This window comes from Pantoea sp. 1.19 (assembly GCF_001922585.1).
Taxonomy (GTDB): domain Bacteria; phylum Pseudomonadota; class Gammaproteobacteria; order Enterobacterales; family Enterobacteriaceae; genus 1-19.
The window spans coordinates 400948-417715 of the sequence record NZ_MRBS01000003.1; the positions used below are offsets into that span (position 1 = coordinate 400948).

A 16768-nucleotide genomic window follows, 5' to 3' on the forward strand; every position below is an offset into this window, starting at 1 on the left:
CCAGTCAAATTATCGGGTTACGTTGGCGCAGCGGCGCACAACCGGTGGCGTCAAATCCCGGTAAATAGCGAAACACTGACAGATCGTCGGCGGCAATCGCCGGGGTATGTCCGGAAATAAGATCGCTTAACAGCTGACCCGATCCGCAGGCCATCGTCCATCCTAATGTACCATGTCCGGTATTTAAATAGAGATTTTTCAACGGGGTACGGCCAACTATGGGCGTACCGTCAGGCGTCATCGGCCGCAGTCCCGTCCAGAAACTGGCCTCGGCCACGCTGCCGCCGTGAGGAAACAGATCCCCCACCACCCTCTCCAGCGTGTGCCGCCGCGCGGCCGGTAAGGTGTGGCTGTAGCCGACGATTTCGGCCATGCCGCCGACGCGGATGCGATTGTCAAAGCGGGTGATCGCCACCTTATAGGTCTCATCCAGTACCGTCGAGACCGGCGCCGCCTCCGGGCGGACAATAGGCAGGGTCAGCGAATAGCCTTTCAGCGGATAGACCGGCACCGCCAGAATCTCTTTCAGCAGGCCGGTCGACCATGAGCCCATGGCCATAACGTACGCCTCTGCCGTCACCGTTTCACTGCCGCAGCGCACGCCACTGATGCGGTTGCCGTCGCGCAGCAGCGCGTCGACGCGGGTGTTATAGCGAAAACGCACGCCGGCCTGCTCAGCCATGTGCGCCAGCTGGCGGGTAAACAGCTGACAATCGCCGGTTTCATCATTGGGCAGCCGCAATCCGCCGGTCAGCTTGTGACTGACCGCCGCCAGCGCCGGCTCGGCGCGCGCCAGCGCCTGCGCCGGCAGCAGTTCATACGGTACGCCGGCCTCTTTCAGCACCGCGATGTCCTTGCTGGCGCTCTCATACTGCTGCGCGGTACGAAACAGCTGTAGCGTGCCGCCCTGACGTCCTTCGTAGGCAATGCCGGTACTGTCGCGCAGCGCGCGAATACAGTCGCGACTGTACTCCGCCAGCCGAACCATGCGGCTTTTGTTCTGCTGATAGTGATGCATATCGCAATGACGCAGCATCTGCCACATCCAGCGCAGCTGAAAAGCGCTGCCATCCAGACGGATAGCCAGCGGCGCGTGGCGCTGGAACATCCACTTCACCGCCTTCAGTGGCACACCGGGAGCGGCCCAGGGCGCGGCATAGCCGGGCGAAATCTGGCCCGCATTGGCGGCACTGGTTTCCAGCGCCGGGCCAGGCTGACGATCGATAACCGTCACCTCATGCCCGGCCTGAGCCAGATACCAGGCGCTGGCTACGCCCACGACACCGCTGCCTAAAATCACTACACGCATAACGACCCCACCACCATTAACAAGAAGAATATACTGAGTATGCCGCTGATCAACCGATGAAAAGACTAGCAAGCTTTTCCATTTAAATCGGCGAACTATTTCACATCTTTTTCACTTAAAGGTTAACTAAAACCATTTACCCGCACAAAATTCAGCATATCCTGCGGTTGACAGGGAGGTGTTAGCACTATTAGCTACATAAAACAGGGTTTTATTTTATTCGGCAGAACAAAGCGGCGCAGTAATACATAAGACTTATAAACAGCGTTTTATGCTTATTTTTTATCTAAAACAGGCATAATCAATAAATAGACGGGTAAGCGCCTAACTACGCTCTATTTTCTGCCAAAATTACGTTGTAATCCGCGCGAGGATGGGGGAGAGTGGACTATCATTGTTCTGTACATCAGTCATCACTCCTTACGTCAGGAATCCGGTGAGAGGGAACTCACTTTCGAATCCCGTCGCGCTACAGCGACGCTTGCAGGCAACGAGGTGCGCTATGAGTACACTCTTTGACGAAACCGTCACCGGCAGTAAACGCTTACATGATGGTCCAGACTGGACCTTTGCGCTGCTGGACAGCTATCTGGCCGAGATCGATCGCGTCGCCAAACTTTACCGGCTGGATACCTACCCTCACCAGATTGAAGTCATTACCTCAGAGCAGATGATGGATGCCTACTCCAGCGTCGGCATGCCCATTAACTATGCGCACTGGTCATTTGGCAAGAAGTTCATCGAAACCGAGCAGCGCTACAAGCACGGTCAGCAGGGGTTGGCCTATGAAATTGTCATCAATTCGAATCCCTGTATAGCTTATCTGATGGAAGAGAACACCATGACCATGCAGGCGCTGGTGATGGCGCACGCCTGCTATGGCCACAACTCCTTTTTCAAAAATAACTATCTGTTCCGTAGCTGGACCGACGCCGGCTCGATTGTCGACTATCTGCTGTTTGCGCGGAACTACATCAGCCAGTGCGAAGAGCGCTACGGGGTCGAGGAGGTTGAAAAGCTGCTTGACTCCTGCCATGCGCTGATGAATTACGGCGTTGATCGCTACAAGCGGCCGCAGAAGATTTCGCTGCTGGAGGAGAAGGCGCGGCAAAAGAGCCGGGAAGAGTATCTGCAGAGCCAGGTCAATACGCTGTGGCGCACCCTGCCACGCCGGGAGAAAGAGGCCACCCAGCGCCAGGCGGCGCGCTACCCGGCCGAGCCGCAGGAAAACCTGCTCTATTTTATGGAGAAAAACGCCCCGCTGTTGGAACCCTGGCAGCGGGAGGTCCTGCGTATCGTGCGCAAGGTCAGCCAGTATTTTTACCCGCAAAAGCAAACGCAGGTGATGAATGAGGGCTGGGCGACCTTCTGGCACTACACGATCCTCAATCACCTTTACGATGAGGGCAAACTGACCGAGCGCAGTATGCTGGAGTTTCTGCACAGCCACACTAACGTCGTCTATCAGCCGCCTTACAACAGCCCGTGGTACAACGGCATCAACCCTTACGCGTTGGGGTTTGCGATGTTCCAGGATATCAAGCGCATCTGCCAGCACCCAACGGAAGAGGATCGCTACTGGTTCCCGGAAATTGCCGGCAGCGACTGGCTCGACACCCTGCACTTCGCCATGCGCGAATTTAAGGACGAGAGTTTTATCAGCCAGTTCCTGTCGCCTAAGGTGATGCGCGATTTCCGCCTGTTTACCGTACTGGACGATGACCGCAACAACTATCTGGAAATCGATGCGATCCACAACGAGGCCGGCTATCGCGCGATCCGTCAGCAGCTGTCAGCGCAGTACAACCTGAGCAATCTGGAACCTAACATTCAGGTCTATGACGTGGATCTGCGCGGCGACCGCTCTCTGACGCTGCGCTACGTGCCGCATAATCGCGTGCCGCTGGATAAAAGCCGCCGCGAAGTGCTCAAGCACGTCCATCGCCTGTGGGGCTTCGAGGTGCATCTGGAGCAGCAAAATGATGATGGCAGCGTTGAGCTGTTAGATCGCTGCCCACCGCGCCCGAACGGACTGTAACCATGGCGGGGCCGTGATGCTGGCGGCCCCGCTGCGTGCTTCCCTGGCGCTTAACGCCGCGAGGCTAAGTCTTCCGGCATGCTTTTCTGCATGCTGTGCCAGATCTCACCGCTGCGGCGGCCATAGGCGCGTACCGCGTCGACCACCTCATCCGGTTTACCGCTGTCGCACAGCGCTCCAAGCTGCTGGTAAAACTCACGTGCGCACTGACGCGCCTGCGAACTGGAGAAATAGTGCCGCCCAACCCGCGTATACAGTCCCTTGAGTCCGTTGAGGATCAGCCCGTAAATCGGATTGCCGGAAGCGAAGGCCAGCCCGCGGAAGATGTTGTAATCCAGCTCGGCACAGGCATCGGCGCTATCCTCTGCCAGCGGAGCGGTGTCCAGCACCGCCTTCGCCTTATCCGGATAGTGGCCAATGGCGCGACGAATAAAAATGGAAGCGATATTGGTACGCACCGACAGCAGATTATCAATCAGCTGGGGCACGCTGTCGTGATCCAGTCGCGCCAGCGTTTCCAGAATATTCAGCCCGGAGGTTTCCCAAAAATTGTTTACCCGCGTCGGCTTACCGTGCTGTATGGTCAACCAGCCGTCGCGCGCCAGACGCTGCAGTACTTCGCGCAGCGTCGTCCGGGTCACGCCAATCAGCTCGGAGAGTTCACGTTCGGCAGGCAGAATCGACCCGGGAGGAAAGCGGCTGTTCCAGATGCTTTCAATAATATACTCTTCTGCGAAGCCCGCAGGGCTTTGCGCCTTAATGACCATAGCTCACTCTTTCCGTTGCATTTTTAACCAGCGTTACTTCAGCTCATCATACCAGATGGCCTCACGGCGAAATAGCGTATCGTGACGGGAAAAAGGCCACTTAACGCAAAATTCAGTGAAATACCTTCTGCTACGCCGCGCGATTTTCCATTGCCTGCATTCACTATGGCGATTACCCTTTCAGACTACCTAAAAAAAATCATCATGGGATACGTTACTGATGGAAATGACCGGGCCTCGCGCCCTTGCCGCCAACTTTCTGGGACAGTCGCCCCGCTGGTACAAACTGACTCTGCTCGCCTTTTTGGTGATCAATCCGCTGCTGTTCTGGCTGGTCAGTCCGTTTCTGGCCGGTTGGGTGCTGGTGGCGGAATTTATCTTTACCCTGGGGATGGCGCTGAAGTGCTATCCGCTGCTGCCGGGCGGCCTGCTGGCCCTGGAGGCGGTACTGATTGGCATGACCCATCCGGATCAGGTAAAGCACGAGCTGGCAAATAATCTCGAAGTGCTGCTGCTGCTGATGTTTATGGTGGCCGGCATTTACTTTATGAAGCAGCTCCTGCTGTTTATCTTTACCCGGTTGCTGCTGTCGGTACGGTCGAAGATCGTACTGTCGCTGGCCTTCTGCTTTGCCGCCGCGTTTCTCTCCGCCTTCCTGGATGCACTGACGGTGGTGGCCGTGGTGATTAGCGTGGCGGTCGGGTTTTACAGCATCTATCACCAGGCGGTCTCCCAGCAGGGCGACGATCACGCGCTGCATGACGACTCGCCGCTGCGCGCCGAGCAGCGTAAAACGCTGGAGCAGTTTCGCGCCTTTCTGCGCAGCCTGATGATGCACGCCGGCGTGGGTACCGCACTGGGCGGTGTACTGACCATGGTGGGTGAACCGCAAAACCTGATCATCGCAAAAGCCGCGGGCTGGAATTTCAGCGAGTTCTTTCTGCGCATGGCGCCGGTGACGCTACCGGTGCTGGTGTGTGGCCTGCTGACCTGCGTGCTGGTTGAACGCTTCAGGCTGTTTGGCTACGGCGCCACGCTGCCAGACAGCGTGCGTGCGCAGCTGGAAGCCCACGATAAACATCAGCGGGAAAACAGCACCCGTCAGCAGCGGCAAAAATTGCTGATTCAGGCGCTCATCGGCCTGTGGCTAATTATTGCGCTGGCGTTTCATCTGGCCGAAGTGGGCCTGATTGGCCTGTCGGTGATCATTCTGGCCACCAGCCTGTGCGGCGTCACCGACGAGCACGCGATCGGTAAAGCCTTTACCGAAGCGCTGCCGTTTACCGCCCTGCTGACGGTATTTTTCGCCATCGTGGCGGTGATTATCGATCAGCAGCTGTTTAGCCCGCTGATCGCCTGGGTCATGCAGGCCGACGCGCACGATCAGCTGTCGCTGTTCTACATTTTCAACGGGCTGCTCTCGTCGATCTCCGATAATGTCTTCGTGGGCTCAGTGTACATCAATGAAGCACGTCACGCGCTGGATCAGGGCACCCTGCCGCTGTCGCAGTTTGAGCTGCTGGCCGTTGCTATCAATACCGGGACCAACCTGCCGTCGGTGGCGACGCCAAACGGTCAGGCCGCTTTCCTGTTCCTGTTAACCTCGGCGCTGGCGCCGCTGATTCGCCTGTCTTACGGGCGGATGGTGTGGATGGCGCTGCCGTACACGCTGGTACTGAGCCTGGTGGGCTACGCCGGTATCATCTGGCTGCTGGAACCGATGTCCGCCTGGCTGAGCGCTGAAGGCTGGATTCAGAGTGCGGTGGCGCCCTGAGCCTTAGCCCACATTGACGCCGGCGGGCTGTCGCCGCCGGCATTTTGGTTTACACTGCCGCGTCAACGATTGTGAAAGGACGAACTATGTTGCGATACCTGAATAGCTGCTCACGCGGCCGAACGGCCTGGCTGCTGCTGGCGGCGATCGCCCTGCTGCTGAATCTGGTGGCGTTATGGTTTCAACACGTCATGCTGCTGAAACCCTGCGTGATGTGCATTTACGAACGCTGCGCCCTGTTTGGCGTGATGGCGGCCGGACTGGTCGGGGCTCTGGCGCCAGCCACGCCGCTGCGCTGGCTGGCGCTGGCGGGCTGGATAGGTAGCGCCTGGCAGGGACTGCGTCTCGCCTGGGAGCATACCCAAATCCAGCTGCACCCTAACCCGTTTGTTACCTGCGATTTTGCCGCGCGTTTTCCCAGCTGGCTGCCGCTGGATCGCTGGCTGCCGCAGGTGTTTGTCGCCAGCGGCGACTGCGCGCAGCTCGACTGGACGTTCCTGTCGCTGAGTATGCCGCAGTGGCTGATCGCTATTTTTGCCGCGCTGCTGCTGGTGGCCGTGCTGGTCGCCCTCGCTCAGGCCTGCAAGCCGCGGCGCCGCGAACTGTTTTCCCGGCGCTAAGGCAAAAAAACGGACCCGCGGGTCCGTTTTTACTTATCCGCGCCGCGTCTGGCCGGGAGGATTGAGAATATGATCTTCCCAGTCCTGCACCTCGCTTTCGCGTACCGCAATATGCCGTACCGAAATCCTCGCCGCGTGCATGGCCGCTTTCGAGCCGCTGCGCAGCGGATGCCACAGCGGCAGGTCCTGCCCGTCGGCAATCAGGCGGTAGGCGCAGGTCGGCGGCAGCCACGAGAAGGTCGGTAAATTCTCCCGCGTCAGCTTCAGGCAATCAGCCTCCAGCTCAAAACGTCGCGCATAGTTACGGCACTGGCAGGTTTTGATATTCAGCTGGTTACAGGCGACGTTGGTAAAGTAGATAGCATCAGTATCTTCATCCTGCAGCTTATTCAGGCAGCACTGGCCACAGCCATCACAGAGGGACTCCCACTCGGCGTCGCTCATTTGCTCCAGCGTTTTTTGCTGCCAAAAGGGGATATCGGTCATCATTGTTTTCCACTTGCGTCACAGGTGCGGCCTAAAGGCGCACCTTTATAATGGCTTTGGCTCAGGCTTGCAAGCTTAGCGTACCCGAGTGGTAACCGTATAATCGTTCAGCGACACGCTCAGGGTATCACCGGTGCGCATCGGCCCCACGCCCTCCGGAGTGCCGGTCAGCACCACATCGCCGGGCCGCAGCGTGAAGAAACGGCTCATGTAGGCAATCAGTGGAATAATTTTATGGATCATCTCCGCGGTATTGCCCTGTTGACGCACCTCACCGTTCACCACCAGCGTCAGCTGACTGGCCTGCGGATCGTGCCCAAAAGCCGACGCCGGAATAAAACCCGAGAGCGGACAGGCATGATCAAAGCCTTTGGCTTTTTCCCACGGCTGGCCCGCTTTCTTACAGCCGGCCTGGACGTCGCGCAGCGTTAAATCCAGCGCGACGCCATAACCCGCAATGGCCTGCGCCACCGTCGATTCACTGGCCGCCTGCAGCGTGCTGCCGATCAGCACCGCCAGTTCCACTTCGTGGTGCACGGCACCCAGCCCCTGCGGCACGGAGAGCGGCTGACTCAGGTCGCACAGCGCGGTGGCGGGCTTAATAAACAGCACCGGTTCATCCGGGACCGCGCTGCCCATCTCCTGAATATGCCGGGCGTAATTACTGCCCACGCACACCGCTTTGCTCACCGGATAATCGAGCAGCGCCCCTTGCCAGTCGTGATGCTGATACATGTTATGCTCCTGTTAATGTTGTGCTGTCGTTCCTGAGTATGCCCGTTCAGGCGCGCGGCTGTCAGGAAAAAAAGCGCAGCAGGGATAAAATGAGCGGAAACATGCGGGATCAATCGGCAGGGTAACGGGTGGAGATAATTTACGCTAATTAGCTACTCACCCCGCGACAGCAAACAGAGGATTCCTAATTAATCGTTATTATCATTTCCAAGATGCATCTTAAGTAAACTTTCCGCCGGTGGCGGCACTTGTAAATAATACCCCTGCTCCTTCAGCGCCGCTTTAACCTTGGTAAGATCAGCATTCGCCAGCTTTTTCGAGCCATCCAGCGGGATCATCAGGGCATATTGCGGCCGGCCGAAACGCTTCATCAACGCCTCCGGCACGCGCGAAAAATCGTCTTTTTTTTCGACGTACAGGTAGGTCTGGTCGCGGTAGGTGCTTCTGTAGATCACACAAAACATATTTTTTACTCTGTTTAACCTGGTCAGTGACTTGCCTCTATATTGTTGTGACTATAACATGCTTACAGAACATCGGAATAATGCCATTCCGGATAAATAGCCAGAATTGCGGGCACATTTACCGGACGAGCGCTAACAGGACTGAGCCGGACAGATGTCGCAACCGCCCATTGAGTTAAAAGGCAGCAGTTTTACGCTGTCAGTGATTCATTTACACCACGACCGGCCGGACGTGGTCCGCGAGGCTATTCAGGACAAAATTTCCGAGGCGCCGGCTTTTTTAAAACACGCGCCGGTGGTGGTCAACGTGGCCAATCTGCCCGCCGATGTGAACTGGAACGCCATGCAGCGCGCGGTGACCGACAGCGGGTTACGCATTGTCGGCGTCAGCGGCTGCCGGCACGAGCAGCTCAAGCGTAGCCTGAACCGTGCGGGCATCCCGCTACTCTCCGAGGGGAAAGCGCCGGCGCGCAAGCCACAGGATGCGCCGCCGGTCGCTGAGGCCCCGCCGCCGCCGATCCGCACGCGAGTGATCAGTACGCCCGTCCGCTCCGGCCAGCAGATTTATGCCAAACAGTGCGACCTGATCGTCACCAGCAGCGTCAGCGCCGGCGCAGAGCTGATTGCCGACGGTAACATCCACATTTACGGCATGATGCGCGGCCGCGCCCTCGCCGGGGCCAGCGGCGACAGCACCAGCCAGATTTTTTGTACTCACCTGTCAGCCGAACTGGTTTCTATCGCCGGGCAGTACTGGATTATGGATCAGATCCCGGCAGCGTTTTTTGGAAAAGCTGCGCGTCTGTGTTTACAAGACGGCGCCTTAACGATTCAAACATTGTTCTAGACCCCTTTGTGAAGGAAATCATCTTTATGGCACGCATTATTGTTGTTACATCGGGTAAAGGGGGCGTTGGTAAAACCACGTCAAGCGCGGCCATCGCGACAGGGTTAGCGCAAAAAGGCAAAAAGACCGTGGTGATCGATTTCGATATCGGTCTGCGTAATCTTGACCTGATCATGGGCTGCGAACGCCGCGTCGTCTACGATTTTGTCAACGTCATTCAGGGAGACGCCACCCTGAATCAGGCGCTGATTAAGGACAAACGCACCGACAACCTGTTTATTTTACCGGCGTCGCAAACCCGCGATAAAGATGCGCTGACCCACGAAGGCGTGGAGAAAGTGCTCAGCGAACTCGGTAAGATGGGCTTCGATTTCATCGTTTGCGACTCGCCGGCCGGGATTGAAACCGGGGCGCTGATGGCGCTGTACTTCGCCGATGAAGCGATCATTACCACCAACCCGGAAGTGTCGTCCGTGCGCGACTCAGACCGGATCCTCGGTATCCTCTCTTCCAAATCGCGCCGGGCCGAAAACGGCGAAGACCCGATCAAGGAGCACCTGCTGTTAACCCGCTATAACCCGGGCCGCGTCAGTCGGGGAGATATGCTGAGCATGGAAGACGTGCTGGAAATTTTGCGCATTCCGCTGGTGGGGGTGATCCCGGAAGACCAGTCGGTGCTGCGCGCCTCGAACCAGGGTGAGCCGGTCATTCTGGATACCGAAGCCGATGCCGGAAAAGCCTACGCCGATACCGTCGATCGTCTTCTTGGAGAAGAACGCCCTTTCCGCTTCATTGAAGAAGAGAAGAAGGGTTTCCTGAAACGCCTGTTTGGGGGATAAGTTATGGCCTTACTCGATTTCTTTTTATCCCGTAAAAAGAGCACAGCCAACATAGCCAAGGAACGGCTGCAAATTATCGTGGCGGAACGGAGAAGGGGCGACAGTGAGCCCCACTACCTTCCGCAGCTGAAGCGCGATATCCTGGAAGTTATCTGCAAATACGTGAAAATTGACCCGGAGATGGTCAATGTGCAGCTGGAACAACGCGAGGACGACATTTCAATTCTGGAGCTCAATGTGACGCTGCCTGAAATGGAAGAAATGCAGAAATGATGGCACCCTGCTCATAATTATCCCCTGCCTGGCAGGGGATAACGTTTTCAGCCGTCAACCCGCTCCAGTACCGCAGCAAACGGCTTCGCCAACAGGCGACCGCGCCAGCCCGTCAGCAGTTCCGCCTCACCGTCCCGCTCGCGCAGCCCCCAGTGGACGTTCAACAGCTGGTTGATCTGCCGCCGCGAGGCCAGCAGCTCCTGGCTCAGTCCGCTCGCTTCGCTCACCGCCGCCACCGCCGCTTTTAGCGCTTTAAACGTCTGCTTATAGTGCGGATGGTCGATCAGGTTTTGCAGCGGCGCCGGCAGCGCCTCGTCGTCCAGCGCGAGCGCTTCGCTGACCTGCGCCAGCAGCGTTTTACCGTGAAAGCGGATCTCGTGGCCGGTCAGTCCCAGATGATCCAGCTCGCCCAGCGAACCGGGCAGATAGCGCGCCACGCGCCACAGATGCTCCTCTTTCACCACAAAATTGACCGCCATATCTTTCTCACGGGCGGTACGCAGCCGCCACTCCGCCAGGCGCTGCAGCGCGGCCAGCTGGCGCGGACGCAGCTGCCATGCGTTCGTGATATCCCGCCAGGCCTGCGCCGGATCCGCCACCTGCTGGCGTCGCAGACAGAGCTGCCGGCACTCATCAAGCGCCTCTTCCAGCCGCCCGGCTGCGCGGGTTTCCGCCTCCTGCTTCTCCGCCATCGGCAGCAGCCAGCCGACGTCAGCGGCGGCATAGGTCAGCTGGCGCTCCGTCAGCGGGCGGGCCAGCCAGTCAGTACGCGATTCGCTCTTATCCAGCGTCACCCCGCACCAGTGTTCGACCAGCGCCGCAAAGCCGCAGGAGAGGGGTTTGCCGCTGAAGGCGGCGAGAATTTGCGTATCGATCATCGGCGTTGGCACCCGACCAAATTCGTGCAGAAACACGTCCAGATCTTCGCTGCCGGCGTGCAAAATTTTCACCACCGCGGTGTCATCCAACAGGGCGATCAGCGGTGACCAGTCGGTCACCGGCAGCGGGTCGATCAGCGAGAGATGCTCTCCGTCAAACAGCTGCAGCAGCCCCAGCTGCGGATAATAGGTTCGGGTACGGACAAATTCGGTATCGATCGCCACGCGTGCCTGCTGGCGCGCCAGCTGGCACACCTCAGCCAGCCCGGCATCGGTGGTGATCAGGGTATAGTTAAACATAATCTCTCTTCAGCCAGCCGGTCCGGGCCTGGCGCTGAACAAAAAAAACGCCGGTCAGTGCCGGCGTGACGTATCAGGAACGGTGCTTAGCTCGCCGGCGCCGCGCGCTGTGCTTTCGCCGCCTCATCGCGCAGTTCGCGGCGCAGAATTTTGCCGACGTTGGTTTTCGGCAACTCGTCGCGGAACTCGACGATGCGCGGCACTTTGTAACCGGTCAGCTGGCGACGGCAGTGCGCGATCAGCTCTTCTTCACTGAGCGACGGATCTTTCTTCACCACGCACACCTTCACCGCTTCGCCAGATGCGCCGGAGGGAACGCCAATTGCCGCCGCTTCGCGCACCTTCGGGTGCAGCATCAGCACATCTTCTATCTCATTGGGATAGACGTTAAAGCCGGAGACCAGAATCATGTCTTTTTTCCGGTCAACGATGCGCAGAAAGCCCTGCTCATCCAGGGTAACAATATCGCCGGTGCGAAGCCAGCCCTCTTTCAATACTTCCTCGGTGGCGTCGGGGCGTTGCCAGTAGCCCTGCATCACCTGCGGGCCTTTAACGCACAGTTCACCCGGTTCGCCCGGGGCCACCTCGTCGCCGGCGTCATCAACCAGCTTGATGTCCGTCGACGGTACAGGCAGACCAATACTACCATTATGATGGCGGATGTCGTAAGGGTTGACCGATACCAGCGGAGAGCATTCGGTTAAACCGTAGCCCTCCAGCAGGTAGCGTCCGGTGAGCTTTTCCCAGCGCTCGGCCACCGCTTTCTGCACCGCCATACCGCCCCCTGCCGCCAGCCGCAGCTGGGAGAAATCAAGCCGGGAAAATTCGTCATTATTCAGCAGCGCGTTAAACAACGTGTTCACTCCGGTCATGGCGGTAATCGGATAGCTGGCGATCTCTTTCACCAGCCCGGGAATATCGCGGGGATTAGTGATCAGCAGATTGCGACCGCCAAGCTCGGTGAACAACAAGCAGTTCACCGTCAGGGCAAAAATATGGTATAGCGGCAGCGCCGTCACCACCGTCTCGTTGCCCGGCTGCAGCAGGGAGCCGTAGGTCGCTTTGGTCTGCTCGAGGTTAGCCTGCATATTACGGTGGGTCAGCATCGCGCCCTTCGCCACGCCGGTGGTGCCACCGGTATATTGTAAAAAAGCCAGGTCCTCGTTGAGGATTGTCGGCCGGGTGTAAGACAGGCGCTGACCCTGATGCAGGGCGCTGCGGAAAGAAACGGCATTCGGCAGGTGGTACTTTGGCACCAGGCGCTTAACATACTTCACCACAAAGTTAACCAGCGTCGCCTTCACCGGCGCCAGCTGATCGCCCATTCGGGTCAGAATCACCTGCTTCACCGGCGTGTTCGCGACGATCTTTTCCAGCGTATGGGCAAAATTGGACACAATCACGATCGCACTGGCGCCGCTGTCTTTCAGCTGATGCTCCAGCTCGCGCGGAGTATAAAGCGGGTTAACATTCACCACCACCATCCCGGCGCGCAGCACCCCGTACAGCGCAATCGGATACTGCAGCAGATTCGGCATCATCAGCGCCACCCGATCGCCCTTCTTCAAGCCGAGCCCGTTTTGCAGCCAGGCGGCAAATGCGCGGCTGCGCGCTTCCAGCTGGCGATAGGTGATCGCCTGGCCCATGTTCACAAACGCCGGCCGATCGGCGTACTGCTGACAGGCCTGTTCAAACATCTCGACCAACGACGCGTAGCGATCGGCGTCAATCTCTGCCGGCACATCGGCCGGGTAGCGCTGTAGCCACACCTTGTTCAAGGAATCACCTCGGAAATCATTATTTGTTGTCATCAGCCTGTATCCGATCTGCTTTTTAACAATACTTTAACTGAGCGTACCAGTTTGCTGCGCACTCTGTGATAAGGTTGAGAAGCACATCACTAAAATCTGCATCTTGCCCCCCTCATTCGGCAGCGCCGGCGAAAAACAGATAAAAAAAAGGCATACCCGCGCCGGGCGGATATGCCGCAATGCACACTCACGACACTACTGCGTCAGAATAGTTTGTACCTGAGCAGGCCCGGTATTGTAGTAACCAAAGCCCGGTGCGGGCCCCCAATAGCCCCCTCGTCCGTGACGTCCCGGACCGTACCAGATCCAGGGATCGATCGGCTGCGGCGGCATCACCACCTGCTGGGTCATTCGCCAGCGCTGATAACCGGTCGCTTTCACCACGACAAAGGTGTAGCGGGCGTCGCCGATGCGCCCCTGCTCCGTGCCGACAATCGGCCCGACGACCGTGACCATCTGCTGGTTAAAATCCGTGGGGTCGAGAAAACCGTTTACATCCGCATACAAGCGCCCAATGGACGCGGCGCCGAGGATCGGCCGGGCGCTCTCATCGAGCGGCATGGCCGCAATTTCCAGCCGGGTCATGCCGTTACGGTTATCAACTTTTACCACTTTACCGCCGAAGCGCGACTCCTGACCCACGTAAATCTGCGGCGCCGTCAGCACCCGCGCCAAATCCTGCTGCGGCGTAGGAGAGGTGCCCTTCACGGAGTCGGGGACCGAAACACAGCCGCTCAGGCTCAGCGCCATCACCACCGCGGCCGCGACCGTCATTACACGTCTACGCATATCATCTGCACCTTACATTGTTAACTACCGGGTTAACCTGAATAATTAGACTGGTCGCCGAACAATAAGTTGCGCGTTATTCGCGGCCGGGCAATTTTTTCCACGCCACTTCGTTGCGCAGGTAGGTCGGCTCGGCCTGTTCAACCGGCAGGATCGCCCGGCGCTGCCACGCCTGGCGGGCCAGCGGCAGCATATCCTGCGCCGTCGGCAGGGTAACGTCGGTGGCGGTCAGGGCTAGCGCGCTCTCCGCCGCCAGCTGCGGCCACGCCGCCCAGCCGGTCCCTACCGTCGCCCAGCCCCCCTCCAGCGCGGCCATCCGCGCGAGGGCGGCCTCCGGCTTCAGAACGGCTTCGGTGGTCTCACCCTGCCATTCGCCGGCGGCATCGCGCTGATATTCAGCCCAGTAAACTTCCCCCATCCGCGCATCGATCGCCGCCAGCACCCGGGTGGCACCGTGCAACCGCCACGCGCTTTCCGCCATGGTCATCAGCGTCGACACCCCCGCCATCGGCAGGTTAGCCCCCAGCGCCAGCCCCTGCGCAATGCCGATGCCGATACGCACGCCGGTAAAGCTGCCCGGCCCCCGACCATAAGCCAGCAAATCCAGCTGCGACAGCGTCACGCCGTGCCGCATCAGCAGCGCGTCGATCATCGGCAGAATGCGTTGGGTATGCTCGCGCTGACAGGGTTCAAATTGCGCATCCATGACATTGTCACAGGCCAGCGCAACGGAGCAGGCTTCGGTGGCGGTATCAAGGGCTAAAATACGCGGAGACATGGCAACCTCGGGGGTAAGTCGGAAAAAAGTCGGCGCGTAGCATAGCACAGCGCCGGGAAAAACATTAATGCGGTTTGAGGAAGTGTACTGCCTGCTGCAGGTCGCGGGTGCGCGGCGTTGGCGGCAGGCTGTTGAGAAACACTTCGCCATAGGGGCGCATCACCAGCCGGTTATCACAGATAACCAGCACGCCGCGGTCGCTGACATCGCGAATCAGTCGACCCACGCCCTGCTTCAGGGTAATCACCGCGTCGGGCAGCTGGATATCATTGAAGGGGTCGCCGCCGCGCAGCCGACAATCCTCCATGCGCGCCTTGAGCAGCGGGTCGTCCGGCGAGGTAAAGGGCAGCTTGTCGATGATAACCAGCGACAGCGCATCGCCGCGCACGTCCACACCTTCCCAGAAGCTGCTGGTGGCGACCAGCAGCGCATTGCCGCTGGCAATAAACTGTTTCAGCAGCTGGCCTTTGCTGGTCTCCCCCTGCAGCAGCACCGGCAGGGTTAGCCGCTCGCGGAACACCGCCGCGAGATCGCGCATCATGGCGTGGGAGGTACATAAAAAGAAGCAGCGCCCGTTATTGGCTTCAATCAGCGGCTGCAGCATCTCCGCCAGCCGGCGCGCCCCGCCGCGCTCATTGCTCTGCGGCAGATTGCGCGGCACGCAAAGCAGCGCCTGGCGGGCGTAATCAAACGGGCTGTCGAGGATCAGGGTCTGCGCCCGATCGACACCAAGCCTATCGACAAAATGTCCCATTTGCTCATTCACCGCCAGCGTCGCCGAAGTAAAAATCCAGCTGGCCGGCCGTGCCGCCATCACTTCACGAAAGCGTTCCGCCACCGACAGCGGGGTGAGCGCCAGCACAAAGTGGCGGGAAGCGCACTCATACCAGTAGCTAAAGCCCGGCTGGTCAACCGCGCGCACTTTTTTCAACCGCCCACGATAGAGCGCCGCGCGCTCAAAGGCAGCATCCAGCAGCGCCGAGCGGCCGAGTGACAGTTTGGCTACGTCGTAGCAGAGCTCCAGCGCATCGTCCAGCAGGATCAGCGCGCGCACAATCGCCGCATCATTGAGAAGCTCGCGCAGGTTGCCGCGATAGCCCGGATCGCCGAGCGCCAGGCGAAAATCCTGCGTTGCCTGGCTCAGACGATCCGCCGATTTCTGCAGCTGCTGGGCATCGCGCACTTCGGTACGGTAGGCCATGGTCATGTCCCGCGCCAAATCGAGCAGCTGGCGGCTGGAGAGGTGCTGGCCGAAATACTGACTGGCAATATCCGGAACCTGATGGGCTTCATCAAAGATCATCACGTCTGCATCGGGGATCAGCTCGGCAAAACCGCTCTCTTTCACGACCATGTCTGCCAGGAACAGATGGTGGTTAACCACGACCACATCGGCATCCATCGCCCGCCGCCGCGCCTTCACCACAAAGCACTCCTGATAAAGCGGACAATCGCTGCCGAGGCAGTTATCGTTGGTGCTGGTCACCAGCGGCCAGATGGGGCTGTCTTCCGCTACTGCGCCGCAGGTGCTGATATCACCCTCCACGGTCTGGCTCGACCAGCCGCGCAGGTGCACCAGATCGCTCAGCGCCTGCACCGCCAGCTCGCCGCCCGCCAGCGACTGCTGTTCCAGCCGCTCGAGACAGAGATAGTTAGCCCGCCCCTTCAGCAGGGCCACTTTACCGGTAAACGCCAGCGCCTCGGTTACCGTCGGCAGATCGCGACTGTAAAGCTGATCCTGCAGGGCTTTGGATCCGGTGGAGATAATCACTTTTTTTCCGGCACGCAGGGCGGGTACCAGATACGCATAGGTTTTTCCGGTACCGGTGCCGGCTTCGACCACCAGTGATTGCTGCGCGTCGATTGCCTGCGTCACCGCCTGCGCCATCTCGCGCTGCGCCTCGCGCGGTTTGAATCCCGGAATGGCACGCGCCAGCGTCCCTTCCGCTGCAAAATCGTCTGTCACCGCGTCTCACCTGTCGTTCAAAGAGCGCCGATTATGTCAGGAATTCCAGCCATCAGCCAGCCGGCGGATGACAATCCGCCTCGGGTTGTGTCAG

At 59.0% G+C, this 16768-nt stretch carries 16 protein-coding genes; 6 read left to right on the top strand and 10 right to left on the bottom strand.

Annotation, left to right across the window (positions count from 1 at the left end):
- Positions 1 to 4: 4 nt before the first annotated feature.
- Entirely contained in the window at positions 5 to 1309 is a 1305-nt protein-coding gene (locus tag BS626_RS08550; protein WP_075181949.1) for a D-amino acid dehydrogenase, read from the bottom strand.
- A gap of 502 nt (positions 1310 to 1811) precedes the next feature.
- Between BS626_RS08550 and BS626_RS08555 the strand changes: the two genes are divergently transcribed.
- Complete coding sequence (locus tag BS626_RS08555) at positions 1812 to 3347, top strand: SpoVR family protein (protein WP_075181950.1); 1536 nt, start codon at positions 1812 to 1814, stop codon at positions 3345 to 3347.
- Positions 3348 to 3397: 50 nt separating this feature from the next.
- Here the strand turns inward: BS626_RS08555 and fadR are convergent, their stop codons facing one another.
- Positions 3398 to 4114: a fatty acid metabolism transcriptional regulator FadR gene (gene fadR / locus BS626_RS08560; RefSeq protein ID WP_075181951.1), complete on the bottom strand. Its 717-nt coding sequence runs from the start codon at positions 4112 to 4114 to the stop codon at positions 3398 to 3400.
- Between the two features lie 220 nt (positions 4115 to 4334).
- Between fadR and nhaB the strand changes: the two genes are divergently transcribed.
- Entirely contained in the window at positions 4335 to 5888 is a 1554-nt protein-coding gene (nhaB, locus tag BS626_RS08565; protein WP_075181952.1) for a sodium/proton antiporter NhaB, read from the top strand.
- A gap of 86 nt (positions 5889 to 5974) precedes the next feature.
- On the top strand, positions 5975 to 6508 hold the full coding sequence (gene dsbB / locus BS626_RS08570) for a disulfide bond formation protein DsbB (RefSeq protein ID WP_075181953.1): 534 nt from the start codon (positions 5975 to 5977) through the stop codon (positions 6506 to 6508).
- Positions 6509 to 6541: 33 nt separating this feature from the next.
- Here the strand turns inward: dsbB and BS626_RS08575 are convergent, their stop codons facing one another.
- From BS626_RS08575 to BS626_RS08585, 3 genes are all read right to left on the bottom strand, one after another.
- A complete protein-coding gene (locus tag BS626_RS08575; protein ID WP_075181954.1) occupies positions 6542 to 6994 on the bottom strand; it encodes a YcgN family cysteine cluster protein in 453 nt (150 codons plus the stop codon).
- Between the two features lie 75 nt (positions 6995 to 7069).
- A complete protein-coding gene (locus tag BS626_RS08580) occupies positions 7070 to 7729 on the bottom strand; it encodes a fumarylacetoacetate hydrolase family protein (protein WP_075181955.1) in 660 nt (219 codons plus the stop codon).
- 188 nt (positions 7730 to 7917) lie between these two features.
- Positions 7918 to 8193 carry a YcgL domain-containing protein gene (locus BS626_RS08585; protein WP_075181956.1) on the bottom strand — a complete coding sequence of 92 codons (276 nt, stop codon included), beginning with the start codon at positions 8191 to 8193 and terminating at the stop codon, positions 7918 to 7920.
- Positions 8194 to 8347: 154 nt separating this feature from the next.
- Here BS626_RS08585 and minC point away from each other — a divergent pair, with 154 nt between their 5' ends.
- The 3 genes from minC to minE are packed head-to-tail and all read left to right on the top strand — an operon-like array spanning position 8348 to position 10152.
- Complete coding sequence (gene minC, locus BS626_RS08590) at positions 8348 to 9040, top strand: septum site-determining protein MinC (protein ID WP_075181957.1); 693 nt, start codon at positions 8348 to 8350, stop codon at positions 9038 to 9040.
- Between the two features lie 26 nt (positions 9041 to 9066).
- Positions 9067 to 9879, top strand: a complete 813-nt coding sequence (gene minD, locus BS626_RS08595; RefSeq protein WP_075181958.1) for a septum site-determining protein MinD — start codon at positions 9067 to 9069, stop codon at positions 9877 to 9879.
- A 3-nt stretch (positions 9880 to 9882) separates the two neighbouring features.
- Positions 9883 to 10152, top strand: a complete 270-nt coding sequence (gene minE, locus BS626_RS08600; RefSeq protein WP_075181959.1) for a cell division topological specificity factor MinE — start codon at positions 9883 to 9885, stop codon at positions 10150 to 10152.
- Positions 10153 to 10199: 47 nt separating this feature from the next.
- Here minE and rnd read toward each other — a convergent pair whose 3' ends face one another.
- The 5 genes from rnd to BS626_RS08625 all read right to left on the bottom strand — a co-directional run bounded on the left by rnd (position 10200) and on the right by BS626_RS08625 (position 16674).
- The gene (rnd, locus tag BS626_RS08605; RefSeq protein ID WP_075181960.1) at positions 10200 to 11330 is read right to left on the bottom strand and encodes a ribonuclease D; all 1131 of its coding nucleotides are present in this window, start codon (positions 11328 to 11330) and stop codon (positions 10200 to 10202) included.
- Positions 11331 to 11416: 86 nt separating this feature from the next.
- Positions 11417 to 13108, bottom strand: a complete 1692-nt coding sequence (gene fadD / locus BS626_RS08610) for a long-chain-fatty-acid--CoA ligase FadD (protein WP_139308794.1) — start codon at positions 13106 to 13108, stop codon at positions 11417 to 11419.
- Between the two features lie 228 nt (positions 13109 to 13336).
- Positions 13337 to 13930: a Slp family lipoprotein gene (locus BS626_RS08615; RefSeq protein WP_075181962.1), complete on the bottom strand. Its 594-nt coding sequence runs from the start codon at positions 13928 to 13930 to the stop codon at positions 13337 to 13339.
- A 76-nt stretch (positions 13931 to 14006) separates the two neighbouring features.
- Positions 14007 to 14708, bottom strand: coding sequence for a tRNA (adenosine(37)-N6)-threonylcarbamoyltransferase complex dimerization subunit type 1 TsaB (gene tsaB, locus BS626_RS08620; protein WP_075181963.1), 702 nt, complete (start codon positions 14706 to 14708; stop codon positions 14007 to 14009).
- 64 nt (positions 14709 to 14772) lie between these two features.
- Positions 14773 to 16674 (bottom strand): ATP-dependent DNA helicase, encoded by a 1902-nt coding sequence (locus BS626_RS08625; RefSeq protein ID WP_075181964.1) that lies wholly within the window; start codon positions 16672 to 16674, stop codon positions 14773 to 14775.
- Positions 16675 to 16768 lie beyond the last annotated feature (94 nt).

Coding starts and splice junctions, on each gene's coding strand:
- BS626_RS08550 (WP_075181949.1), bottom strand. CDS start 1,309: ATGCGTGTAGTGATTTTAGGCAGCGGTGTCGTGGGCGTAGCCAGCGCC.
- BS626_RS08555 (WP_075181950.1), top strand. CDS start 1,812: ATGAGTACACTCTTTGACGAAACCGTCACCGGCAGTAAACGCTTACAT.
- fadR (WP_075181951.1), bottom strand. CDS start 4,114: ATGGTCATTAAGGCGCAAAGCCCTGCGGGCTTCGCAGAAGAGTATATT.
- nhaB (WP_075181952.1), top strand. CDS start 4,335: ATGGAAATGACCGGGCCTCGCGCCCTTGCCGCCAACTTTCTGGGACAG.
- dsbB (WP_075181953.1), top strand. CDS start 5,975: ATGTTGCGATACCTGAATAGCTGCTCACGCGGCCGAACGGCCTGGCTG.
- BS626_RS08575 (WP_075181954.1), bottom strand. CDS start 6,994: ATGACCGATATCCCCTTTTGGCAGCAAAAAACGCTGGAGCAAATGAGC.
- BS626_RS08580 (WP_075181955.1), bottom strand. CDS start 7,729: ATGTATCAGCATCACGACTGGCAAGGGGCGCTGCTCGATTATCCGGTG.
- BS626_RS08585 (WP_075181956.1), bottom strand. CDS start 8,193: ATGTTTTGTGTGATCTACAGAAGCACCTACCGCGACCAGACCTACCTG.
- minC (WP_075181957.1), top strand. CDS start 8,348: ATGTCGCAACCGCCCATTGAGTTAAAAGGCAGCAGTTTTACGCTGTCA.
- minD (WP_075181958.1), top strand. CDS start 9,067: ATGGCACGCATTATTGTTGTTACATCGGGTAAAGGGGGCGTTGGTAAA.
- minE (WP_075181959.1), top strand. CDS start 9,883: ATGGCCTTACTCGATTTCTTTTTATCCCGTAAAAAGAGCACAGCCAAC.
- rnd (WP_075181960.1), bottom strand. CDS start 11,330: ATGTTTAACTATACCCTGATCACCACCGATGCCGGGCTGGCTGAGGTG.
- BS626_RS08615 (WP_075181962.1), bottom strand. CDS start 13,930: ATGCGTAGACGTGTAATGACGGTCGCGGCCGCGGTGGTGATGGCGCTG.
- tsaB (WP_075181963.1), bottom strand. CDS start 14,708: ATGTCTCCGCGTATTTTAGCCCTTGATACCGCCACCGAAGCCTGCTCC.